Origin of the sequence: Thermoanaerobacterium sp. CMT5567-10, from assembly GCF_030534315.2 — a bacterium.
GTDB lineage: Bacteria > Bacillota > Thermoanaerobacteria > Thermoanaerobacterales > Thermoanaerobacteraceae > Thermoanaerobacterium.
In genome coordinates this window covers 1,376,299-1,398,904 of sequence record NZ_CP130558.2, presented here as the reverse complement: position 1 = coordinate 1,398,904, position 22,606 = coordinate 1,376,299, and the positions used below count along the sequence as shown (strand labels likewise).

Annotated in this window: 20 protein-coding genes, 3 tRNA genes, 1 pseudogene and 1 CRISPR repeat array (1 of these 25 cut by a window edge); of the genes and pseudogenes, 19 read left to right on the top strand and 5 right to left on the bottom strand. The window is 33.4% G+C overall.

Going from position 1 to position 22,606, the window contains the following annotated elements:
• Positions 1-83: 83 nt before the first annotated feature.
• Positions 84-554, bottom strand: a complete 471-nt coding sequence (locus Q2T46_RS07295; protein WP_399388565.1) for a metal-dependent transcriptional regulator — start codon at positions 552-554, stop codon at positions 84-86.
• 125 nt (positions 555-679) lie between these two features.
• Between Q2T46_RS07295 and Q2T46_RS07290 the strand changes: the two genes are divergently transcribed.
• A complete protein-coding gene (locus Q2T46_RS07290) occupies positions 680-1,969 on the top strand; it encodes an Nramp family divalent metal transporter (protein WP_311062381.1) in 1,290 nt (429 codons plus the stop codon).
• A gap of 91 nt (positions 1,970-2,060) precedes the next feature.
• On the opposite strand, the gene Q2T46_RS07285 is transcribed toward Q2T46_RS07290, so the two are convergent.
• Positions 2,061-2,441 (bottom strand): desulfoferrodoxin, encoded by a 381-nt coding sequence (locus Q2T46_RS07285; protein WP_303263580.1) that lies wholly within the window; start codon positions 2,439-2,441, stop codon positions 2,061-2,063.
• A gap of 203 nt (positions 2,442-2,644) precedes the next feature.
• Here Q2T46_RS07285 and Q2T46_RS07280 point away from each other — a divergent pair, with 203 nt between their 5' ends.
• The gene (locus Q2T46_RS07280) at positions 2,645-4,060 is read left to right on the top strand and encodes an aspartate ammonia-lyase (protein ID WP_303263581.1); all 1,416 of its coding nucleotides are present in this window, start codon (positions 2,645-2,647) and stop codon (positions 4,058-4,060) included.
• On the top strand, positions 4,057-5,295 hold the full coding sequence (gene hydF, locus Q2T46_RS07275) for a [FeFe] hydrogenase H-cluster maturation GTPase HydF (protein ID WP_303263582.1): 1,239 nt from the start codon (positions 4,057-4,059) through the stop codon (positions 5,293-5,295). The genes Q2T46_RS07280 and hydF overlap by 4 nt, the downstream gene beginning before the upstream one ends.
• Positions 5,296-5,310: 15 nt before the next feature.
• Here hydF and Q2T46_RS07270 read toward each other — a convergent pair whose 3' ends face one another.
• Both Q2T46_RS07270 and Q2T46_RS07265 read right to left on the bottom strand, forming a co-directional pair.
• Positions 5,311-6,579 carry an MFS transporter gene (locus Q2T46_RS07270; RefSeq protein ID WP_303263583.1) on the bottom strand — a complete coding sequence of 423 codons (1,269 nt, stop codon included), beginning with the start codon at positions 6,577-6,579 and terminating at the stop codon, positions 5,311-5,313.
• 12 nt (positions 6,580-6,591) lie between these two features.
• Entirely contained in the window at positions 6,592-7,908 is a 1,317-nt protein-coding gene (locus tag Q2T46_RS07265) for a helix-turn-helix transcriptional regulator (RefSeq protein WP_303263585.1), read from the bottom strand.
• Positions 7,909-8,104: 196 nt separating this feature from the next.
• Between Q2T46_RS07265 and mazG the strand changes: the two genes are divergently transcribed.
• From mazG to Q2T46_RS07235, 6 genes are all read left to right on the top strand, one after another.
• Positions 8,105-9,592: a nucleoside triphosphate pyrophosphohydrolase gene (gene mazG / locus Q2T46_RS07260; RefSeq protein WP_303263586.1), complete on the top strand. Its 1,488-nt coding sequence runs from the start codon at positions 8,105-8,107 to the stop codon at positions 9,590-9,592.
• A 74-nt stretch (positions 9,593-9,666) separates the two neighbouring features.
• A complete protein-coding gene (locus Q2T46_RS07255; RefSeq protein WP_013296814.1) occupies positions 9,667-9,942 on the top strand; it encodes an HU family DNA-binding protein in 276 nt (91 codons plus the stop codon).
• 45 nt (positions 9,943-9,987) lie between these two features.
• The gene (locus tag Q2T46_RS07250; RefSeq protein WP_303263588.1) at positions 9,988-10,227 is read left to right on the top strand and encodes an RNA-binding S4 domain-containing protein; all 240 of its coding nucleotides are present in this window, start codon (positions 9,988-9,990) and stop codon (positions 10,225-10,227) included.
• Positions 10,228-10,351: 124 nt separating this feature from the next.
• Positions 10,352-11,287: a SpoIID/LytB domain-containing protein gene (locus Q2T46_RS07245; protein ID WP_311062418.1), complete on the top strand. Its 936-nt coding sequence runs from the start codon at positions 10,352-10,354 to the stop codon at positions 11,285-11,287.
• Positions 11,288-11,364: 77 nt separating this feature from the next.
• Positions 11,365-11,661: a sporulation protein YabP gene (gene yabP / locus Q2T46_RS07240; protein ID WP_399388431.1), complete on the top strand. Its 297-nt coding sequence runs from the start codon at positions 11,365-11,367 to the stop codon at positions 11,659-11,661.
• 71 nt (positions 11,662-11,732) lie between these two features.
• Positions 11,733-12,365, top strand: coding sequence for an MtnX-like HAD-IB family phosphatase (locus Q2T46_RS07235; protein ID WP_303263592.1), 633 nt, complete (start codon positions 11,733-11,735; stop codon positions 12,363-12,365).
• A gap of 1 nt (position 12,366) precedes the next feature.
• On the opposite strand, the gene Q2T46_RS07230 is transcribed toward Q2T46_RS07235, so the two are convergent.
• Positions 12,367-13,986 carry a putative manganese-dependent inorganic diphosphatase gene (locus Q2T46_RS07230; protein WP_303263593.1) on the bottom strand — a complete coding sequence of 540 codons (1,620 nt, stop codon included), beginning with the start codon at positions 13,984-13,986 and terminating at the stop codon, positions 12,367-12,369.
• 157 nt (positions 13,987-14,143) lie between these two features.
• Here Q2T46_RS07230 and yabQ point away from each other — a divergent pair, with 157 nt between their 5' ends.
• The 10 genes and pseudogenes from yabQ to Q2T46_RS07175 all read left to right on the top strand — a co-directional run bounded on the left by yabQ (position 14,144) and on the right by Q2T46_RS07175 (position 20,165).
• The gene (gene yabQ, locus Q2T46_RS07225; RefSeq protein WP_303263594.1) at positions 14,144-14,620 is read left to right on the top strand and encodes a spore cortex biosynthesis protein YabQ; all 477 of its coding nucleotides are present in this window, start codon (positions 14,144-14,146) and stop codon (positions 14,618-14,620) included.
• Positions 14,621-14,697: 77 nt separating this feature from the next.
• The gene (locus Q2T46_RS07220; RefSeq protein ID WP_303263595.1) at positions 14,698-14,997 is read left to right on the top strand and encodes a septum formation initiator family protein; all 300 of its coding nucleotides are present in this window, start codon (positions 14,698-14,700) and stop codon (positions 14,995-14,997) included.
• Between the two features lie 96 nt (positions 14,998-15,093).
• Positions 15,094-15,516, top strand: a complete 423-nt coding sequence (locus Q2T46_RS07215; RefSeq protein ID WP_303263596.1) for a S1 domain-containing RNA-binding protein — start codon at positions 15,094-15,096, stop codon at positions 15,514-15,516.
• Positions 15,517-15,560: 44 nt separating this feature from the next.
• Positions 15,561-16,481 carry a Ppx/GppA phosphatase family protein gene (locus tag Q2T46_RS07210; protein ID WP_303263597.1) on the top strand — a complete coding sequence of 307 codons (921 nt, stop codon included), beginning with the start codon at positions 15,561-15,563 and terminating at the stop codon, positions 16,479-16,481.
• A 94-nt stretch (positions 16,482-16,575) separates the two neighbouring features.
• Positions 16,576-16,665: transfer RNA gene (locus tag Q2T46_RS07205), tRNA-Leu, on the top strand.
• Between the two features lie 14 nt (positions 16,666-16,679).
• A tRNA-Met gene (locus tag Q2T46_RS07200) sits at positions 16,680-16,755 on the top strand.
• A gap of 5 nt (positions 16,756-16,760) precedes the next feature.
• Positions 16,761-16,837, top strand: a tRNA-Met gene (locus tag Q2T46_RS07195).
• 351 nt (positions 16,838-17,188) lie between these two features.
• Positions 17,189-17,998 carry a methyl-accepting chemotaxis protein gene (locus Q2T46_RS07190; RefSeq protein ID WP_399388562.1) on the top strand — a complete coding sequence of 270 codons (810 nt, stop codon included), beginning with the start codon at positions 17,189-17,191 and terminating at the stop codon, positions 17,996-17,998.
• A 312-nt stretch (positions 17,999-18,310) separates the two neighbouring features.
• Positions 18,311-18,886 carry a Uma2 family endonuclease gene (locus Q2T46_RS07185; RefSeq protein ID WP_303263599.1) on the top strand — a complete coding sequence of 192 codons (576 nt, stop codon included), beginning with the start codon at positions 18,311-18,313 and terminating at the stop codon, positions 18,884-18,886.
• A 182-nt stretch (positions 18,887-19,068) separates the two neighbouring features.
• Positions 19,069-20,165 (top strand): annotated as a pseudogene (locus Q2T46_RS07175) (RNA-guided endonuclease InsQ/TnpB family protein).
• Between the two features lie 688 nt (positions 20,166-20,853).
• Positions 20,854-22,606: direct repeats of the CRISPR family, unit length 30 nt; unit sequence GTTTTTAGCCTACCTATGAGGAATTGAAAC (it continues 4,826 nt past the right edge of the window).

Here is a 22,606-nt window from a genome sequence, read left to right as displayed (position 1 = left end):
TTGCTAATTTTGTGTACTTTATAATTATAGCATATTAATAGTTTTAAATATTACAAAATTGTAAAATCTAATCTATTTTTAATCTATTTCTTTGAACTTATGTATTCGGTCAGTCTTTCTTTTACATCTTTATTTGCTTTTAAAAATTCGATAAAATTTGTGAAACATTGAAGCGTGTTTTCATTTATCGTATGCTCTATTTTTTCCGTCTCTTCTAAAAGATGATTTTCTCCTATTCCTAATGTCTTTAGAAATTCTAATATGGTATTGTGCCTTTTTATAAGATTTTTTCCTATTGCTTTACCTGCGTTACTTAAAGTTATGACTCCATACTTTTCATAGTTTATGAGATTTAGTTCAGCCAATTTTTGGACCATTTTTGTAGCTGAAGGAGGCTGCACGTTTAATGCATCTGCTAATTCATGCAGCCTTACAAATCCTGTTTTTATAGATAACCTATATATCATTTCAAGATAATCTTCCATTGATGCTGTTAAAGAATTGTTTTCTTTTTTCATGTATTCGCTGAATGTATAGAAATCTTCGCTCAAAATTTCCACCTTCTTTTTTTGAGATTGTAACAAAATAATTCTTGTTTACATATTCTATGTTAGAAATTTCAATTTTAGGATTGGCTAATATTTTTTTACTTGTGAAAGATTAGAAAGGATGTGGTTTAATGAAGGGTGCAGATAGCGTGAGTTTAACAGATTTTATTGCAAGCAATAAAAAAGCAAGTAATTATTTAATTATAAAAAGAATAAAAGATATTATAAGGTATTTGGGGCCTGCATTTATTGTAAGCGTTGCTTATATAGATCCCGGAAATTTTGCAACGAATATAACTGGTGGTGCTGCATTCAATTACAGCCTTATATGGGTTATATTGTGGAGCAATATAATGGCGATTTTCTTGCAATATTTATCTGCAAAGCTAGGAATTGCAACAGGAAAAAATTTATCAGAGATGTGTGGATTGGTGTTTTCTAAAAAAATAAATATCCTATTATGGATTATTTCAGAGCTTGCTGCCATTGCTACTACAATGGCAGAGTTTTTGGGAGGTGCCATTGGAATATATCTTCTTTTTAAGATACCTTTAACTATCGCAGGGATTATTACAGGTACTGTGACATTTTGCATAACATATTTGCAGAAATTCGGACAGAGAATTATTGAGGTTATCATTGAAGTATTAATAGGTGTAATATGTGTAGCATACGCATTTGAAATATTTTTGGCAAAACCGGACTGGTTGGAGGTGGGGCTCCATACACTTGTTCCATCAATTGCAAATGGTAATGCACTGTTTATTGCTGTAGGAATGCTTGGGGCCACTGTAATGCCTCACGTAATATTTCTCCACTCTCAATTAGTGCAAAAGAGAAATTACAAACTGAATTTAAATCAAAAAAGACATCACCTTCGTATGGAAAAAATAGATATAGTAATTGCTATGAACATTGCTTTTATAGTCAATGCAGCAATGGTGATAGTTTCTGCCGCTGTGTTTTTTAAAGAAGGTGTTATCGTAAATTCTATTGAGGATGCTCATAGATCATTAGAGCCTCTTTTAGGTTCACTGTCCAGTGTGGCTTTTGCTGTGGCTCTCTTAGCATCGGGATTTTCATCATCTGCAGTTGGTACTATGGCAGGGGAGACAGTCATGGATGGTTTTATTAATATAAGGTTTCCAACTTACTTAAAAAGACTTGCTACTATAATACCTTCAATCGCTGTAATTTTTATGGGGGTAAATCCTATGAAGGCTTTGATCATGAGTCAAGTCGCATTAAGCTTCGCACTTCCTTTTGCTATTATACCGATGCTTGTAATAACATCTAAGAAAGAGTATATGGTGGACTTTGCAAACAAATTGGCAACTAATATTGCTGGCTGGGGAATATCACTGCTTATTATCGCATTAAATGCGGTTCTTTTGTATACTACATTAAAAAATATAATGTGAATGAAGAAGAAAAATTAAAAAGATGTCCTAAATTTAATCTGGGACATCTTTTTAATCAGTTATCATAAAAAGAGGAGGGGCTTAATAACTTCTAAATTTCTGAAGTCCACAAACCGTGCAGGTTGCAGAATGCCCATGCTTGAATTTTTGAAGCATCTGTCTTAAATGTAGCTTCTGGCTTATCGCCTGGTTTTAACATCTTTCTCATGTATATTCCATCAGCTAAGATTGAAATCCATTCTATGTAGTGTTTTTCTTCCATTGGATGTTCTACACTGCCGACTTTTACTGTAACTGTGTCTCCATTTCTCAAAATTACAGGTACGTGTTTTTCATTGCTAGCATCTACTGTATTTACTATCTGCTCTTCCATTGGTTTTTCACAGCATGTTAATGTCCCATCTCCAGCGTTCAGCACTTCCACTGTGTTTCCACATTCTTTGCATTTATAAACACCAAACAAGTTTGTCATAAAAATGACCTCCTTCGATTAATTATAAAGATAATATATTTCCGTTGATAAATATTATCTTTATGTAAATATTATATACCTGTTACAAATGAAAATCAAGTGGTATTATAATAATATAATTTTATATGTGAAGTATGCTAATATATTTATATGATGGACTGTAGTGTTATCTTTTATACATAAATTTATGAGAAGGTGAAAAAATGGGTTACAGGATAGAACACGATATTTTAGGATATATGGAAGTGCCAGATGACGCATATTATGGAATTCACAGTTTGAGAGCTCGCGAAAATTTTAATATATCTGGCAAATCTATTCACCAAGAGCTTATTATTTCGCTGGCTGAAGTAAAAAAAGCTGCAGCTATAGCCAATAGGAATATAAAGCTGCTTGATAAAAAGATTGCCGATGCTATAATTATTGCATGTGATGAGATAATCGAAGGTAAACTTCACGACCAAATCATTATTGATGCGCTTCAAGGCGGTGCTGGTACATCGGCCAATATGAATATAAATGAAGTCATCGCAAATAGGGCAATAGAAATACTTGGAGGCAAAAAGGGAGATTACGATTTAGTCAGTCCTGTTGACCATGTAAATTTAAGCCAGTCTACAAATGATGTCTTTCCTACAGCCGTTAGAATAGCAGCCATAAGACTTTTAAAGCCTTTAAGTGAAAGTTTTGCGAAACTTCAAGAAGCGCTGCAAGAAAAAGAAGATGAGTTTAAAGATGTGATTAAAATGGGCAGGACTGAGCTTCAAGACGCAGTACCTGTGATGCTGGGGCAGGAATTTGGTGCATATGCTCAGGCAATATCTAGAGATAGATGGAGGATATACAAAGTAGAAGAAAGGTTAAGGCAGGTAAATATAGGAGGAACTGCTGTAGGAACGGGCTTAAACGCTGATTTAAGGTATATTTACAGTGTGATAGAGATTTTGAGAGATATAACAGGTATTGGCCTTGCTAGAGCCGAGTACATGATGGATCCGACGCAGAACAATGATGTCTTTGTAGAAGTATCGGGTCTACTAAAAGCTGCAGCTACTAACCTCATCAAGATATCAAATGATATAAGGCTTATGTCATCAGGTCCCAAATGTGGACTTATGGAGATAACAATTCCGGAAGTTCAAGCAGGTTCATCTATAATGCCGGGAAAGATAAATCCTGTGATACCGGAGGCAGTAAAGCAGGCAGCGTATCAAGCGCTATCGTGTGACTATGCAATAACGCTTGGGGCACAGGCTGGCGAGTTTGAGCTTAATTTTACATTGCCTCTTATTGCGTACAACTTATTTAATGAAATTGACCTTCTTAAAAATGCGATAGATGTATTTATAAATAAATGCATAAAAGGAATAAAGGCAAACCGTGACTATCTTAAAGAGATGGTTGAGAACAGTCTCTCTTATGCAATAGCATTAAGCCCATATATAGGCTATGAAAAAGCATCTTTAATAGCAAAGGAAGCAAAAAATAGCGGCAAGACAATTAGGGAGGTTGCAAAAAAATATCTTTCAGAAGACCAGCTTGATGTAATATTTAATGAGTACGAAATGACAAAACCGGGTATACCGGGTTTAAAAAGATTGAGAGGAGAAGATAGATGAATACAACGCCAAATGCATCGAGGCTTCACATAGCCATATTTGGAAGAAGGAATGCTGGAAAATCAAGCATTATAAATGCACTTACGAATCAAAATATAGCCATTGTGTCCGATGTTGCAGGGACTACAACAGATCCTGTTCAAAAAGCGATGGAAATACTTCCTATAGGTCCTGTGGTAATTATAGATACTGCAGGACTTGATGATACTGGAGAGCTTGGAGAGCTTAGAGTTAAAAAGACGTATGAGGTATTGAATAGAACAGATCTAGCATTATTGATTATAGACGGCTTGATGGGACCATCTGAATTTGAGGAGGAGATTTTAGAGAAAATTAGAGAAAAAAATATTCCTGTCGTAGGGGTTGTAAACAAGGTAGATTTAGTTGACTTTCATTTTAGTGAAAAAACTGAATGGGAAAAAAGACTTAAATTAGAGCTTGTAGAGACATCTGCAAATAGCGGTTACGGCATAGAAGAGCTTAAAAGGCAGATAATAAAAAAGGCGCCGTACGATGACAGAGAGTTGTCTTTAGTATCGGATTTAATAAATCCTGGTGATTTTGTCGTGCTTGTGGTACCAATAGACAAAGCAGCGCCTAAGGGAAGGCTTATATTGCCGCAGCAGCAAGTCATAAGAGACGTGATTGAAAATGATGCAATTGCGGTTGTAACTAAAGAGTACGAGTTAAAGGAAACTCTTGAAAACTTAGGCAAGAAACCGTCATTAGTTATAACAGATTCTCAAGCTTTTTTAAAAGTAAGTGCTGATACACCAAAGGATATACCTTTAACATCGTTTTCGATCCTTTTTGCAAGATATAAAGGTGATCTTAATGAACTGACAAGAGGGCTTAAGGCATTAGAAAAGCTTAAGCCTGGCGACAAAGTTTTGATTGCTGAAGGATGTACACACCACAGACAGTCAGACGACATAGGGAAAGTAAAAATACCCAGGTGGATAAGGCAAATCGTCGGAGGAGATATTCAATTTGACTTTTCAAGCGGTATGACATTTCCTGATAATCTTGATGAGTACAAACTTATAGTCCACTGTGGTGGTTGTATGCTTAATAGAAGAGAAATGATGTACAGGATATCATATGCCAAGAATAAAGATATCCCAATCGTCAATTATGGGCTTTTGATTGCGTATGTACAAGGTATTCTGCCAAGGGCTATAGAGATGTTTCCCTCTGCTAAGGTTATATATAATGAAGAGGACCAGCTCTACTAAAAGTTGGTCCTTGTTTTATTCATCCTGCTCGATTATCCTACATGAAAAAGTGTGTTTGTACTGAAATAATATAACATACAATATATATATGATACCTATTACACCGCTTATTATAAATGTTATATGTGCTCCAAATTTTTCTGCAAGGCTGCCTGCGTAAAGTGCACCAATAGGTGTTACACCGCCGAATACTAAAGAGTATACGCTCATGACTCTTCCTCTAAATTTATTGTTAGAGTTAAGTTGTACTGTAGTATTTGCAGATGCTGAAAAAGTGATCATAGAAAATCCTGATAAAGCTAGAAGTACTGTTGTAAGCCAATAATAGCTTTGAAAACCAATTAAGATTTGAAATAAGCACAAACCAAATCCTCCCATGATGAGATAAAAGGGTTTTGCACCTTTTTTGCTTAAAGTTGCAAGTGTAAGTGCACCTATTAATGCGCCAACTCCCATCGATGACATAAGGAAGCCATATCCTGTCGAATTTTGATTAAGAGTATTCTTAGCAAAGACAGGCACCAATACATTAAAATTTATTGCAAATGTGCTTAAAACTGCCATCATAAGTATTGTAGCCAATATTACTGGTGTATTTTTAATGTATAAAAGGCCTTCTTTTATGTCAGATATAATCTCTTTTTTCTGGAGAATAGTCCTTCCTTTGCTGATTTTTACGTCAATTAAAACTAGTCCTGTTATAACAGCGATGAAGCTTAATGCGTTTAAATAAAAGCACAAGGCATAACCAAGAAGGCCAATTAGCACACCTGCAATTCCAGGACCTATAATCCTGGCTGCATTAAATATAGAAGAATTAAGTGATATTGCATTCATCAAGTCTTCTTTTCCTACCAAATCGATGATAAATGATTGCCTTGTAGGATTGTCTACTGTGTTTACAAAACCCATAATAGTTGCTAAAATGAGTATTTCCCAATAATTAATAAGGTTAAATGCAGTAAGTGTTGCTAGCGCTAATGCTGTTGCCATCAAACAAGACTGCGTAAATATAAGTATTTTTCTTTTTGGAAATCTGTCTATTATAACACCTGCAAAAAGAGATAAAAAAAGCACAGGCAAAAATTGAAGGGCGCTGACTACACCCAACAAGAATGCAGAATTGGTCAATTTAAGGACTAACCAATCTTGACCGATATTCTGCATCCATGTGCCTATGAGGGATATCATTTGTCCAAACCAGAATAATCTAAAATTTCTGTGCCTTAATGCGGGGAAAGTAGTATCAACAAGCTTGTCAAAAAATATTAATAATGATTTCAATTAAAATGCCTCCTATTTGTAATAGTCACACAGAAGTTCAATAGACTTATTAAAATTTTCACTGGCCAAATCAGGCTTTCCAATATTTATATATAAATTACCTAAAGCTTTGTAAGCATCTGACAGATCTCTTTTAAGCCCTAACTTTTTAAGAATTTCTACAGATTTAGTAAGTTCTGACATAGATGAATCAAAATCCTTAAGTTTTAGATGGATGCAACCAAGCAAAGTATACAATCTTCCCATCTCTTCTTCTTCGTTTAATTCTTTAACCATGTTTATTGATGTATTTATGTATTCTAGCGCTTTATCATAGTTTTCAGTATAAAACTCGATTCTTCCTAATTCTGTAAGGTTGTATGCCATGCCTAGTTTATCTGATAAATCTTTATATATAGCATAGCTGTAGAAAAAATATTTTTTTGCTATGTCGTATTTTTTCAGGTCAGTGTAGACAAATCCTAAGTAGTTATATTCATTAGCAATGTCGCTTTTTATATTTAATGCTTTGCTTATTACCAGCGATTTTCTAATGTACTTAAGAGCATCCTTGTATTCTTTTAGTTTATAACTTACGAGGCCAAGGCCGTTATTGCATTTAGCAATATAATTGACTGTATTTGTTTTGGTTGCGTAATTTAAACAGTTTAAATAATAATCTCTTGATTTAATTAGTTCTCCCATTTTGTTGTAAAGAGTCCCGATGCTATACAATATCCTGCATTTAAGCTCATAATTTATTATACCGCTTTTGTCAAATTCGTCGATAGCCTTTAAATAATATGTAAGTGATGTATTGAAATCCTGAAGATTTCCATAACATAAGCCTAAGTTATAGTATATTTCTACTAATATTTCATAAGAGGAGCTTTCAGTGAAATAAGATAAACACTTTTTAAATAAATCCAACGCAGATTTGTAATTTTCGATTTTAACGTATGTCCTGCCCAGATAAAAACTGATTATGTTTAAAGTAAAATCATCAACTTTACACTCTAAAGCTTTTTCATAAAGCATTATTGCATCATTATAATTTCCGCTGTCAAGTGCTTTTCTGCTTTCTATGATGAGCTTAAGCACCTTTTTGTACATATTGATTTCTTCCATAAGTTCTGATTTATCTTTGTAGTCGTCATCAAGAAAGTATACCAATGGTTTGTTTAATTTATTTGCGATGAAATCTAAAGCTTTTAAAGAAGGATTTATTTTTCCCTTTTCAATCAAACTAATGTAGCCTTTTGAAAATTCATCACCAGATATATCACCCTGTTTTAAAAAAAGTTTTTTTCTTTCTTCTCTTATTTTTTTTCCTAATTTAACCACATCCATCAGAAATTGGCCTCCCCCTTTTATTATAAAATATATTATAATTTAACTAGTTGAAATTTTCAATCATATTTATTTAGACTATTAATAAATTTTAAGTTAAGTAAATTTTTTTAACATTGGCTATGGCGTGTAGAATTTTGTTTTTTTATATCAATTCAATGGTATAATATAAATTAAAATAATCGGAGGTGAAATGATGGGTAATTTAGCAATAGTAGGACTTGGACCTGGTGCATTTGATCAAATGACGATTGGAACGATTGAGAAGATGAAAAATGCTGATAAATTGTATTTAAGGACAGAGAAACATCCAGTTGTAAAATATTTAAAAGAAATGGGCCTAAAATTCGAGACTTTTGACAAAATATATGAAAAGGGCTCGACATTTGAGGAAGTTTATGATAATATTACTCGGGAAATAATAGAAATTGCCGAAAAATATGATAATGTAGTTTATGCTGTCCCTGGTAATCCGTTTGTTGCAGAAAAGACTGTAGAGTATTTATTAAAGTTTTTAGATGGCCGTGACGATATAAAAGTAGAAGTTGTTCCAGCAATGAGCTTTGTTGATGTTGTTATCAACCAGTTAAAAGTAGATCCTATATATGGATTTAAAATTATCGATGGGCTATCATTAGATAGTATAAAACCTGATAAAAGGTGTAATAATTTAGTAACACAGGTATACAACAGAAGGGTAGCTTCAGATGTAAAGCTTAAGCTGATGGATATTTACGGCGATGATTTTTTAGTTACAGTTATAAAAAGAGCTGGTATAAAAGGCGAAGAGAGAATTGAGACGATGCCGCTTTATTCTATTGACAGAATTGACTGGATTGATTACCTTACATCTGTATTTTTACCGCCTGTAAAAAATACTTTTCAGGAAAGATATGATATATATGATTTGCTGGACATAATGGCAAGGCTCAGAAGCGAGAATGGCTGCCCTTGGGATAGAGAGCAGGATCATGATACATTAAAAAGGTATTTAATTGAGGAAAGCTATGAAGCAATTGATGCAATAGAAAATAATTCAGATGAAAATTTGCTTGAGGAACTTGGGGATGTCCTCTTACAGGTGGTTTTTCATTCTCAGATTGCAAATGAAAGGAAAGCATTTAATTTCCACGATGTATGCGATGCAGAGTGTAAAAAGATGGTGTATAGGCATCCTCATGTTTTTGGAAGTGAAGAAATAGCTAGTTCAGATGATGTCTTAAAAAGGTGGGATGAAATAAAAAAAGATGAAAAAGGCTTAAAGTCCCACACAAGTGAATTAAAAAGTGTTCCAAGGTCTATGCCAGCATTGATAAGGGGTTATAAAGTTCAAGAAAAAGCAGCGAAAGTGGGATTTGACTGGGACAATGTAGACGATGCTATGGCAAAAGTCTATGAAGAATTAAATGAATTTAAGGAGGTGTATAAAGGGGAAGACGAAAATGATAAAATTGAAGAATTAGGCGACTTGATTTTTGCTATCGTAAATGTTGCAAGGTTTTTAAAAATTGACCCCGAAGTTGCTGTCCATAAGACCATTGAAAAATTCATTGACAGATTTAACTACATAGAAGATTCAGCAGAAAAGTTAGGTCAAAAAATGGAAGACATGACATTATCTGAGATGGATTTTCTATGGAATGAGGCTAAGATGTATAATTTTAATAAAAAAGTAAAAAAATAAGCTTAAATTAGCAGGATTTTTGAGTTTTGTGAAGAATAAATAAGAGTAGTATATATTACTAAGGAGGTATTATAGTGAATAAGGCGGATCTTGTTACAAAGATTGCAGAAAAAAGTGAATTAACAAAAAAAGATGCAGAGAAAGCATTAAATGCTTTTGTGGATGCAGTGCAGGAAGCACTAAAGCAAGGTGACAAAGTACAGCTAGTAGGTTTTGGAACATTTGAAGTAAGGGAAAGAGCAGAAAGAAAGGGTAGAAATCCTCAGACAAAAGAAGAAATTACGATTCCTGCTTCAAAAGCACCAGTATTTAAGGCAGGCAAAGCTTTAAAAGATTTAGTAAATGCATAAAAATCAGGTCATATGACCTGATTATCTTTTTTGGGGGACGATAAAATGAGGCTTGATAAGTTTTTGAAATTGTCAAGGATTATAAAAAGAAGGACAGTGGCAAAAGAAGCCTGTGACAAAGGAATGGTATCGGTAAATGGCAAGGTGGCAAAAGCAGGTGATATTTTAAAAGTTGGCGATATCATAGAGATAAATTTTGGGACCAGAGTGATAAAGGCAGAAGTTTTAGATTTAAAAGAGCATGCGTTAAAAGAAGATGCTGAGAAAATGTATAGGCTCATATAGTCTTTCATGATTTATATAGAATTAAAATGTATAATCCTTCACATACTAAGATAGGAACGGATATTGTATGGGAGGGATTTTTTTGAAGGCTAAAATAAAAGTATTTTTGTTATTTTTGGCTTTTATGATTATTGCGACATCGTGTGCTGCTCCGTCAAAGAGGCCGTCGCCAAATACAAAACAACAAGTATCTCTGCCTAAGATACCGGCTAAAATCAGCCGTGGTATAAAAAAAGAACCGATTTTAAAAGTTTATATAGCAAAAACAGGAAAGATTGAGACAATGCCTTTAGAGCAATATGTTATGGGTACAGTGGCAGGTGAAATCAAAAACGATTGGCCTATAGAGGCTTTAAAAGCGCAGGCTATTTTAGCAAGAAGTTATGTGTTGAATTTTGTTGATACTAGAAAGTCTAAATACGATGATGCTGATATATCGACTGATTTTGAAGAAGCACAGGCATGGAATCCGGCCAATATCAATTCAAATATAAAAAAAGCTGTAAATGAGACAAGAGGATTGGTGGCAGTATACGATGGAAAATATATAGATGCGTGGTTTCACTCATATGCGGCAGGAAGGACTGCATTAGCGAAAGAAGGATTAAACTACAAAAAACCAGAGCCTCCATATATTGAAAGTGTTAAGTCTAACGATAGCAAAGATGCGCCGGCAAATATCAAGCATTGGACTTACACATTTACAAAGCAGGAAGTTTTGAATGCGTTGAATAAAATGGGCGTAAACATTAATGATTTTAGCACAGTAAAAATAGGGACAAAAGGCATATCTGGAAGAACTATTAATCTTAATTTCGATAAAATACCTGTAAATGCGCCGGATTTTAGAATTGCCATTGGAAGCGAGAAGATGAAGTCTACAATGCTTGATAGTGTCAGATTTGATGGCAATAATTTAACGATAAAAGGAAGAGGCTTTGGACATGGTGTTGGCATGTCCCAATGGGGAGCATATCAGATGGCAAAAGACGGTGTAAAGGCAAACGACATTATCATGCATTACTTTAAAAATTTAAATATTGTGAAGCTTTGGAAATGAAGAGAGCCTAAAAAGCTCTCTTTTAAGTTCTAAAAATCACATAATGGACATAAAATTATTCTAAAAGAGGAGGTGTTATGATGGATGATAGAAGAGGGACAAACACCAATAAGGCACAAAATATTTCTGTGCAAAACAGAGAAAAGATGCAGATAACAGGAGTAGACAATGTTGTAAGCTTTGACGATGAGACTGTTGTGCTTGAGACGTCAATGGGCCTTTTGACAATTAAAGGACAAGAACTTCACATAAATAAGCTGAATTTAGATGACGGCAATGTATCGATAGATGGCGAACTCATAAGTATTACATACAGTGATAGGAGTGGAATAATTGGGAAATCTGGCGGATTTTTAAGCAGAATGTTTAGGTGAGATAATAATTGAACAGACGCCCTAAATCATGTATTATTATAATAATATATGATTTAAAGGGGATATGCTTTATGGATACTTATGTACTTGTAGATTTTGATGGTACGATAACAAAGGAAGACACGTGCTATGCAATGGTAAAAGTCTTTGCAAAGGATGGATGGCAGGATATAGAAAAAGACTGGGAAGAAGGCAAAATAACCACAGAAGAATGTGCATTAGAGACATTTAAGCTTATGGACATGGATGAAAAAAAGTTAAAAACATTGCTTGACAATATAGAAATTGACAGTTATTTTAAAGATTTTATTGATTTTTGCAATGACCGTGGTTATAAAATTGTTATAGTAAGTGATGGGTATGATTTTAATATAAAGACTATTTTAAAAAAATACAATATAAACATTGATTATTACAGCAATAAGCTGGATTTTTGCGATGGCAAGATTGTTGCATCATTTAATACGTCTCCTGATTGTGACAAATGTGGATCTTGCAAGCTGGAAGTTTTAAAAAAGTACAAAAGGGAAAGTTCAGAAATTATTTTTATTGGTGATGGTTACTCAGATATTTGCGTATCACAATATGCTGATAAGTTGTTTGCCAAAGACGTACTTAAAAAATATTGTGAAGAAAATAATATTTCATACATACCTTTTGAAAATTTTGAAGATATCATAGATTATCTAAAACAAAAGCGATAAACTAATTTGAGTTTATCGCTTTTGCTATTGGTGGTACAACTTGCTTTTTTCTCGATATAACATACGGCAGGTAAAAATTGTTGTCGTCTATACTTATATTGAATGCTCTTTCCAATAGATCTTTGTGATTGCCTGCAAATAAAAACAAAGATCCTTCATTTATAATATCTGTAAGCATAAGCAATAACATATCAAAGTTTTTGTTTTTCCTTTCTTCTTCCATAAATTTAAGAAGATCATTTTTAAGGTTTCCAATGCTTGACAGGGTGTTTACCTGTCCTATACCAATTTTAAAGTCTCCGATTAAAAATTCTTTAAAATCCATATAGAATATTTCATCTACAGTTTTGCCTTTTAGCGATGTTCCAGCTTCAAACATTTTTTTGCCGAAAGATTCTATATCAATTCCTGCTATTTCAGATAATTTTTTTGCGGCCCTTATATCCTCAGGGGTACATGTTGGTGATTTAAATACAAGTGTGTCTGATAGAATTGCAGCACACATAAGCCCTGCTATATGTTTATCAGGTGTTATTCCTCTTTCTTCATATATCTTGTTAATGATTGTAGAAGAACAGCCTACAGGCTGGTTTCTAAACAGTATTGGTTGATTTGTTTCAATGCCACCTACTCTGTGATGGTCAATAATTTCGAGAATTATTGCATCTTCTATTCCATCTACGGCTTGTGATAATTCGTTGTGATCAACAAGTATTATTTTTTTTCTATCGTAGTCTAATATGTGCCGTCTTGCTAAAAGTCCCAATATTTTTCCGTTATCATCTACAATAGGGAAATTTCTGTACCTGTATTTTAACATAGTTTGTCTGATATCGTCTATGTAATCACTGTCTTTAAAAGTGACAATATCGTCTTTAATCATTATAAGGGACACAGGGAGGCACTGGTTTATTAGCTTTATAGTGTCAAATGTATCGCAAGGTACGACTATTAATGTTGAACTAAATTTTTCAGCTTCGTTTATTACTGCCTTTGACGGTTCTTCACCTCCAGTGATTATGATGGTTTTGGCACCTTTTCTTATGGACTCCAATTGAATATTTTCCCTGTTTCCTACAATCAGCGTCATACCTGACTTTATTCTGCTTACGACGCTCTCTGTCTGCATGGCAGCTACAATTATATCGCCTCTTATGAATTCCTCATTTCTTACAATTATTTTTCCATTTAGCGTCTTTATAATATTCTCAACAGGAATATTGTAATTTGATAATTCATGAGACGATGTTAAGTATGCTTTTGCAAGATCCCCCATTGTAGCGATGCCTTTTAGTTTATTTTCATCATCTACTACTATTATAGTTTTAGAGTTATTGTTTAATAGTACATTCCATGCCTCATACATAGGTGCTTTTTCACTTATAGTAAGAGGTTTATCATAAGCAATGTCGCCAACCTGTGTAAATACATTGTCTATCAATAGTGGTTCTTTTACATTAAAATAGTTTAATACAAATTCTGTTTCCCTGTTAATAGGGCCTAGCCTTACAGGAATAGCATCTATTTTATCGGCTTTCCTTTTTAAATCAGCATATGCTATTGCTGAACAAATTGAATCAGTATCTGGATTTTTATGTCCTGAAACAAATACAACACTCATATTTAATTTCTCCTTTGTTTAGATTTTATTATGATTTTTAATAAATAGTAGAATCACTGAGATTTAGGGAAATTTAACATAAATATTGGTTGGCGTATTAAAGAATCATATCAAAATCTCATATAAATATAATATAATATGAGGAGGTATAATGTAAATGGTAATGAATGTACAAAGCCAGCTTTATTCATTTCTTGTCATGTTATATGGTGGCATGATAATTGCTATTTTATACGATGTATATAAGGTCATAAGGATTATATTAAAACCTAATAGACTTGCGACAGATATAGGAGACATTATTTTTTGGATATTAGGAACAATTGTCTTTATATTTTTTTTATACATAAGCAACTATGCTGAAATGAGATTTTATTCATTTCTTGGATTCATAATTGGTATACTTTTATACAATATACTGTTAAGCCCTTTTGTTATAAGGCTATTGCTGCTTGTTTATAGAATTGCAAAAAATATATTTATAAAGATATATAGAATTGTAACATATCCGCTTGTAGCTACATATAATATGCTGATTATGCCAATCAGATATTTCTCAAAAATGCTCGGCATACCTGCCAAACTAGTTTACAACATAATATCACATTTTAATATTTTTAAGAAAAAAAAATAAAGGATTTTTAGTTGCGATGTCGAATATATTTTTAAAACAATAAAAAACAAAAATACTTTGAAAGGTTTGTTGAAGTCATGAAGGGAAGAAATAAAATTAAATTTAAAACAATATTGTTACTTCTTTTTGTCGTATATGTCGCATTTACGTTCGTAAAACAACAAATCACTTTGAATATTTTAGACAATAGGTTAAATGCGGTTACTTCTAAAGTGAATGCTGCTGAAGAGGAGAATAAAAGATTAAATAATCAGATAAAATATATTAAGACAAACGAATTTATAGAGAATGAGGCAAGACAAAAATTAGGGCTTGTAAAAAAAGGAGAGATTATGTTTGTAGATACGGCTAAAGATAGCAAAGATTCGTCAAATTAGAATAAGAATTTTTTAAGATGCTTGATAGAATGAACTTTTTAATATATAATAAACATATTAGTAATCAAATAAATCAAAGGGAGGATAAACATTTATATGCCATTTCAGGTAGGAGAGGTAGTTGAAGGAACTGTTCTAAATATCACAGATTTTGGAGCGTTTGTTCAATTACCAGAAGGCAAGACAGGTTTAGTTCATATATCAGAGGTTGCTAACACCTATGTTAAAGATATCAACGAGTTTTTAAAGGAGAATGATAAAGTAAAAGTAAAAATTCTTTCTATGGATAAGGGCGGGAGAATAAGCTTGTCAATAAAAAAGGCTTTGCCAAAGCCAAAACCAATAAAAAGCAATAAGGGCTATGAGAACGAAAGCTATAGCAATCGGAATAATAATATATCTTTTGAAGAGAGAATATCGAAATTTCTAAAAGACTCGGATGAAAGACAGCAGCAGCTTAAGAAGAATTTTGATTCAAAGCGAAGAGGCGGCGGCTATAAGAGGAACGCTAATTATTAATAACTTCGGGTATAGCCCGAAGGTTTTTATTTGGGAGGACTATTATGAGGTGCTCTGTTATCGATATAGGAACGAATTCAATACGTCATCTTATATGTGATGTGGAAAATGGTGAAATAAGGCAAATAAAGAAGGATGTAAAAATAACAAGGCTTGGTGAATCTGTCTCTAAAAGCGGCAAATTAAATAATGATGCAATTGCAAGAAGTGTAAACACGATAAAAGAATATTTGGATGATGCGAAAAATTACAAATCGCAGAGCATATATGCTTTTGCCACATCAGCCGTAAGGGATGCTAAGAATTCCAGTTATTTTATTGATGAACTATTAAATATTGGTTTGGATGTGGATATAATCGATGGTGAGACAGAAAGCCTTTATGGACATCTAGGGGCGTCGTATGGAATAAAAAAGAATGATGTGCTGGTAATGGATGTGGGTGGTGGCAGTACTGAATTTTCTTATTTCAAAGATGATCTTATAAAAAGAAGTTTTGACATCGGTGCAGTCAGACTTACGGAAAAATTTATAAAAAGCGATCCTATTTCGGTTGACGAGTACAATAACATAAGGCTTTATATAACTGATATGCTTACACCATTTATCAGCGATAATCAAGATATGCCTAAAGAGATAGTCGGGATAGGTGGTACGATAACGACGCTTGCAGCTATGTCACAGGATTTAAGGATATATTCGAGAGAATTGATTCATGGATATGTGCTTAAAAAGGGCGAGATAAAAAGGCTGCTTGACTTAATGATGTCTTTAAGCTTTAATGAAAGAAAGCTGTTAAATGGCTTGCAACCAGAAAGAGCAGATATTATAGTTGCAGGTACAATAATAGTTTATACGGTATTAGAGCTTTTGAATTGCACTTCCATTACTGTAAGTGAGTGGGATAATTTAGAAGGTGCTGTAGTAGAAAAATTTATAAGAGGTAATGATGGTAAAGATAAATAATTAATAGCGTTGTGTGTAAATAATATATCCATAAGGGTATTGACTAATACTGTTTTATGTAATATAATTAATGATGTCGCTGATAAATGTGATTGCCGGAGTGGCGGAACTGGCAGACGCACAGGACTTAAAATCCTGCGGGCCTTTAAAGCTCGTACCGGTTCGATTCCGGTCTCCGGCACCAATTGAATAATACATCGCGGGGTGGAGCAGTTGGCAGCTCGTCGGGCTCATAACCCGGAGGTCGCAGGTTCAAGTCCTGCCCCCGCAACCAAACATGGCGGCGTAGCTCAGTTGGCTAGAGCATGCGGTTCATACCCGCAGTGTCGGTGGTTCGACTCCACTCGCCGCTACCAAATTAGTAAATTGAAGGGTTTAAAGGTTAAAAAAACATATAGTCAAAATGAATGAGTATAATCACTCACCTAAAAATGTGAGTGGTTTTTTGTTAGTAAAATTTGCCATTCAGGATTTTATCATGACTTTTGCAGTAAAGAAGGATAAGAATAAGTTTTTAGCCTATCTATGTGGAATTAAAAGATTTGGGCATAAATTTTGCTCTACAATCTTTTATGTATGTTGAATTTGGAAATGGTTTTTTTGACAAAAGTCGTTAATTTTATATAATTTATTATAGAGTCTATTTATAAGTTAAAAAATTAACGTATTAAGGAGGACTAAAATTGATAACTATATCTAAAGATGAAATGCTTGACTTTTTTCATAAATTAACAGCTTTTTTACCTATGCTTTTTGAGGATAGCGTATCTTTTGCCATTGTAGATAATGAAAAGTATTTAGAAATACAAAATTGTGATGAGCTTCCTATTAATGCAGAAGTAGGTGATGCAATTCCAGAAGGTGGTGCAGCCTTTGAAGCCCTTAGAACTGGAAACTACATCATAAAAGATGTACCTAAAGAAGTATATGGAGTACCATTTAAATCATATGCCATCCCTATAAAAGATTATGATAATGCTGTAATTGGAGTTTTTCTTATGGGAAAAAGTTTAGAAAAAAGACATAAAGTATTGTCACTATCAGAAAATCTGGCAGCATCACTTGAACAAATATCTTCAGCTATTCAAGAGGTTTCCTCTGGAGTTGAAATTGTAGTTAATTCCAATACTAAGATATTAGAAGAAGTAGATAAAGCTATTGAAAATACAAAAGGTACTGATGATATTTTAAATTTTGTTCAAAACATTTCTAAACAAACTAATTTATTGGGACTAAATGCAGCCATTGAAGCCGCTAGAGCTGGTGAAATGGGGAAAGGCTTTAGTGTAGTTGCTGAGGAAATACGAAAGCTATCTAGTACCAGTAGTGAATCTATAAGTAAAATAGACTCAGTATTAGAGAAAATACAGGAATCTATAAAAAGTATTTCTAACAAAATAAATGAATCAAGTTCATTTTTTGAGACCCAAGCTGCCGCCTTTGAAGAAATTACTTCTTCCATAGAGGAATTAAGTGTTACTTCTAGGCTCTTAGAAGATCTATCAAGGAATCTATAGGATAGTGAAGAAAATAAAATATGATTATGTTATAAAAGCAGTTACGAATTTTTCACTTTCGCTTTGCTTAAATCAAAAATCACGATTTTATAATATTTAGAAAGAATAACATTTAAATGGACCTTTATGATATAATATAAGTAGTATAATATTTCAAGAAAATTCGGATATATTACTACCACATTTTTATACTATATATGGTGAATATGTAGGTATGTTTTAAGTGAATGCGAATTTTGTATTAACGGAAAGAGCATAAGTTTAACTTAATTATAAATGCCAGATAAAAGTTTTATACAAGGAGGGGCATATATGCCACTACCAAAAGAAAATAAGAAATATACTTATGCTGATTATTTGACGTGGCCAGAAGGAGAAAGGTATGAGATAATTGATGGTGTTCCATATATGCAGGCAGCACCAACATGGCAGCATCAAGCGATATTAATGGAGCTATCAAGACAGTTTGCAAATTATTTGCGAAATAAGACTTGCATGGTATTCACTTCACCTTTTGATTTACGTCTGCCGGAGGATAATAAGCAAAACGATGATGATGTGACTAATGTCCTACAGCCTGATATAGTTATTGTGTGCGATAGATCTGGATTGCGAAAGACTGGATATTATGGTACGCCTGAATTGATTGTAGAGATTGTATCGTCATCAAGTATGAGGCGTGATAGATTAGAAAAATTTAATATATATGAAAAAGCCGGTGTTAAAGAATATTGGATAGTGGAGCCGGAAGGGAAAATTGTAAGTGTGTTTGCTTTACAAGATAGTAAAAGATACGGAAGACCTGAAATATATGCTGACGAAGATAAAGTTAAGGTAACTATTTTTGATGATCTTATAATTGATTTAAAACCGGTATTTGACTATTAGAAAAGAGAAAAGGGATTGTTTTATATGACAGACAATAATTATTATCAAGATTTGTTTAACGAAGGCTTGAAAGAAGTCTCCCATCCTCTATAGGTGGGAGATGAATTTCTATTGTCTGCCATAGAATAATATGTCATAATAGATGCAGAAAATTTTATCGTAGAAAGCCAAGGTGAGAAAAAATGATGATATGTCAGCATTTTCTCATAGAACCAACAAAAGAGCAAGAAGAAAAACTCTTTTATACATTGTATCTTTGCCGCAAATTATATAATTACTCACTAGACCAAAGAATAAAACATTATAAAGAATATGGCAAAGGACTTACATACGAAGAACAGCAAAATATGCTTCCAAAATACAAAAAGAACATCCAGAATACAAATTAGTACAATCGCAGATATTACAGGATGTGTTGAGAAGATTAGATAGAGCATATAAAAACTTCTTTGACAAAAGAGCAAAATATCCTAAATTCAAAGACAAATACCACTACACATCTATAACACTTCCACAATGCGAATCAAAAAGAAACTTTGGGAAAGAAGGATATGTATATATAAAAAATATAGGGCATATAAAAATCAAAGCACACAGAAATTTTGATTCAACAAAAGTCAAAACAATAAACATAAAATACCATGCTGGAAAGTGGTATATCAACCTGTCAATTGAAGTAGAAGAAGAAAAAGAAAAACCAGTTATAAGAGAAAAAGCAATAGGAATAGACAAAGGAATAAACTCAATAGCTGCAACATCAGACGGAGAATTATACTCAAATCCTAGATGGCTACAAAAATCAGAGAAGAAACTAAAAAAAGCACAAAGGCAATTATCAAGAAAAAAGAAAGGAAGCAAAAACAGAGAAAAGCAAAAGAAAAGATTAGCGAAACTTCATGAAAAAGTAGCAAATCAGAGAAGAGACTATCTCCACAAGATAAGCTATAACATAGTAAAACATAATGACATTATATGTGTTGAAGATTTGCAAGTAAAAAATATGATGAAAAATCATAAACTTGCAAAATCAATAGCAAATGCAGGATGGGGAATGTTAGATGCATTTTTAGAATATAAAGCGGAAAAAGAAGGAAAAATATTCATAAAAGTAAATCCAGCATATACATCTCAAAGATGCTCAGGATGTGGAAGAATAGTAGAAAAAGACTTATCAGTAAGAGTACACAAATGTGAGTGCGGATTAGAGATAGATAGAGATGTAAATGCAGCGATAAATGTGTTGTATGAAGGATTAAGACAATTAGGCATAACAGCCTAAGAGTAATATTTTTGTAGGGAAGGTTCCTCCCGAAATTACGCCTATGGAGATTGTGTAAGACCTGATACGAATAACAGCAGGCAATGGTCTATGAAGTAGGAAGTTCCATCCTCTATAGGATGGAGTAGGTTCACAAAGCCGTATACGGTGTAATGAAATAGGATAGAACTGTCATAGGAAGGTTATTTGTAAATCAGCATATAGAAAAAGACTGTCTTTATCATGAAATCAACAAATATAGAAAAAGCACAAAAATATAAGACATAAGCAGAAAACCTAACATTGTCGAAAAAATACACGAAAAAGTATTTGAAATAGCACACAGCTTGTGTTGATGATGTGTTGTCAGATGTACTACTTATTGTATCATAAATTGTAAACAAGCTGTGAATAATTTATAACCAATTCGTGAACGAAAATAAAAAACAACTAATAAAAGTGAAATAGTATAAAGAGGAATTTGAAGAATTATGTAGAATATATTTATATAAAGTTGTTGCATTAAGTAATAATTTGTCGTCTACCTTAGATAATGCAGAAAGTGCTGAGCACCGACGACATTTTAGGTATTTATCTTTTAAGCTTTTATCAAAAGAGATGGGCATTTGCGGTATTATCAAGTGTGATAGTTTGACATGATCTTTGTTCTTTGCATAAAGAGAATGGCTTTGTAGAAGGATGTGAACGAGTTTTTAGCCTACCTATGAGGAATTGAAACTTTGCTTCTGTATATCCTTCAATATCTTCTATCTTTGTTTTTAGCCTACCTATGAGGAATTGAAACAATCAATGAAACCTGCTTCATAACTACATTTCAAGTCGTTTTTAGCCTACCTATGAGGAATTGAAACATGCGTCTATCTCGTTAAATGCTGCTGTTAGTTGCCCGTTTTTAGCCTACCTATGAGGAATTGAAACTTCGTCAATTCTGGCAATGCCGTTAAATCTATATTAAGTTTTTAGCCTACCTATGAGGAATTGAAACCTGGAAGGAAGGTGGAATAATGGCGTATGTGACACGTTTTTAGCCTACCTATGAGGAATTGAAACTGGCTTATCTCGCATTGGGCGATTACATACAGAACGTTTTTAGCCTACCTATGAGGAATTGAAACTACAATGAAAAAATTAAAGAAGGTAAGTCTCCACAAGTTTTTAGCCTACCTATGAGGAATTGAAACTGGCCGATATTGAAAGGGGGGACGACTTGTGTATCTAGTTTTTAGCCTACCTATGAGGAATTGAAACAATTCTTTGCCACATTGAGGACATTTAACATTATTTGTTTTTAGCCTACCTATGAGGAATTGAAACTTTCCCCTTTCTTTTAATTTTATTTCCTGCTTTTGCAGGGTTTTTAGCCTACCTATGAGGAATTGAAACTACAGTGCATAGAGTTATATATTTTGTGTCAACAGTGTGTTTTTAGCCTACCTATGAGGAATTGAAACCAGTGCCTGCAAATGGCTCTACGACTATAACGGCCTGTTTTTAGCCTACCTATGAGGAATTGAAACGAAGCTAATTTGACAGGAAGGAAGGTGGAATAAATGGGTTTTTAGCCTACCTATGAGGAATTGAAACATTAACACTTCCTTGAGCGGGCAGATCGCCTACATAGTTTTTAGCCTACCTATGAGGAATTGAAACTTTTGATTATTTGTAGTGTTTTGATTTTTTGCAATATCGTTTTTAGCCTACCTATGAGGAATTGAAACATAGATGATGCTCTTAGGCTCGGGTTTAAGAGTATCATGTTTTTAGCCTACCTATGAGGAATTGAAACTTTTTTAATAACCCCTTTCAAATTATTTTTTGTATACTAGGTTTTTAGCCTACCTATGAGGAATTGAAACCATACATAAGCACTTTTTTTGATATTCCTTTTATCCAGTTTTTAGCCTACCTATGAGGAATTGAAACTCAACAAGTAGAAAATGTCGTCAGTGCTGGAACAAGTTTTTAGCCTACCTATGAGGAATTGAAACATTTTCAAAGATGGACGGATCAACAGATTTTATATCCAGTTTTTAGCCTACCTATGAGGAATTGAAACAGTCGTTGCAAACTCCCATTTTGTTTTGCCTGCCACGTTTTTAGCCTACCTATGAGGAATTGAAACTAAGAAGTTGGATCTACGTCCTACTACATGGGAAAGGTTTTTAGCCTACCTATGAGGAATTGAAACAACAAATTTTTGAAAGAATTGATGATATAAAGTTGGTTTTTAGCCTACCTATGAGGAATTGAAACCAACTTGATCGAGCTTAAGAATGCAGTTGCAAACTTAGTTTTTAGCCTACCTATGAGGAATTGAAACTTTTTATGTTGGCTATATTGAATTTATGTGATATATCGTTTTTAGCCTACCTATGAGGAATTGAAACACACCTTAAAAGTGTCGTGCATCTTCGCCCATTTGAAAGTTTTTAGCCTACCTA

Excerpts from the sequence above, each read along its gene's own strand:
- Q2T46_RS07290 (WP_311062381.1), top strand. The coding sequence starts at position 680 with ATGAAGGGTGCAGATAGCGTGAGTTTAACAGATTTTATTGCAAGCAAT.
- Q2T46_RS07285 (WP_303263580.1), bottom strand. The coding sequence starts at position 2,441 with ATGACAAACTTGTTTGGTGTTTATAAATGCAAAGAATGTGGAAACACA.
- Q2T46_RS07280 (WP_303263581.1), top strand. The coding sequence starts at position 2,645 with ATGGGTTACAGGATAGAACACGATATTTTAGGATATATGGAAGTGCCA.
- hydF (WP_303263582.1), top strand. The coding sequence starts at position 4,057 with ATGAATACAACGCCAAATGCATCGAGGCTTCACATAGCCATATTTGGA.
- Q2T46_RS07265 (WP_303263585.1), bottom strand. The coding sequence starts at position 7,908 with ATGGATGTGGTTAAATTAGGAAAAAAAATAAGAGAAGAAAGAAAAAAA.
- mazG (WP_303263586.1), top strand. The coding sequence starts at position 8,105 with ATGGGTAATTTAGCAATAGTAGGACTTGGACCTGGTGCATTTGATCAA.
- Q2T46_RS07250 (WP_303263588.1), top strand. The coding sequence starts at position 9,988 with ATGAGGCTTGATAAGTTTTTGAAATTGTCAAGGATTATAAAAAGAAGG.
- Q2T46_RS07245 (WP_311062418.1), top strand. The coding sequence starts at position 10,352 with ATGATTATTGCGACATCGTGTGCTGCTCCGTCAAAGAGGCCGTCGCCA.
- yabP (WP_399388431.1), top strand. The coding sequence starts at position 11,365 with ATGATGGATGATAGAAGAGGGACAAACACCAATAAGGCACAAAATATT.
- Q2T46_RS07235 (WP_303263592.1), top strand. The coding sequence starts at position 11,733 with ATGGATACTTATGTACTTGTAGATTTTGATGGTACGATAACAAAGGAA.
- Q2T46_RS07230 (WP_303263593.1), bottom strand. The coding sequence starts at position 13,986 with ATGAGTGTTGTATTTGTTTCAGGACATAAAAATCCAGATACTGATTCA.
- yabQ (WP_303263594.1), top strand. The coding sequence starts at position 14,144 with ATGGTAATGAATGTACAAAGCCAGCTTTATTCATTTCTTGTCATGTTA.
- Q2T46_RS07220 (WP_303263595.1), top strand. The coding sequence starts at position 14,698 with ATGAAGGGAAGAAATAAAATTAAATTTAAAACAATATTGTTACTTCTT.
- Q2T46_RS07215 (WP_303263596.1), top strand. The coding sequence starts at position 15,094 with ATGCCATTTCAGGTAGGAGAGGTAGTTGAAGGAACTGTTCTAAATATC.
- Q2T46_RS07210 (WP_303263597.1), top strand. The coding sequence starts at position 15,561 with ATGAGGTGCTCTGTTATCGATATAGGAACGAATTCAATACGTCATCTT.
- Q2T46_RS07190 (WP_399388562.1), top strand. The coding sequence starts at position 17,189 with ATGCTTGACTTTTTTCATAAATTAACAGCTTTTTTACCTATGCTTTTT.
- Q2T46_RS07185 (WP_303263599.1), top strand. The coding sequence starts at position 18,311 with ATGCCACTACCAAAAGAAAATAAGAAATATACTTATGCTGATTATTTG.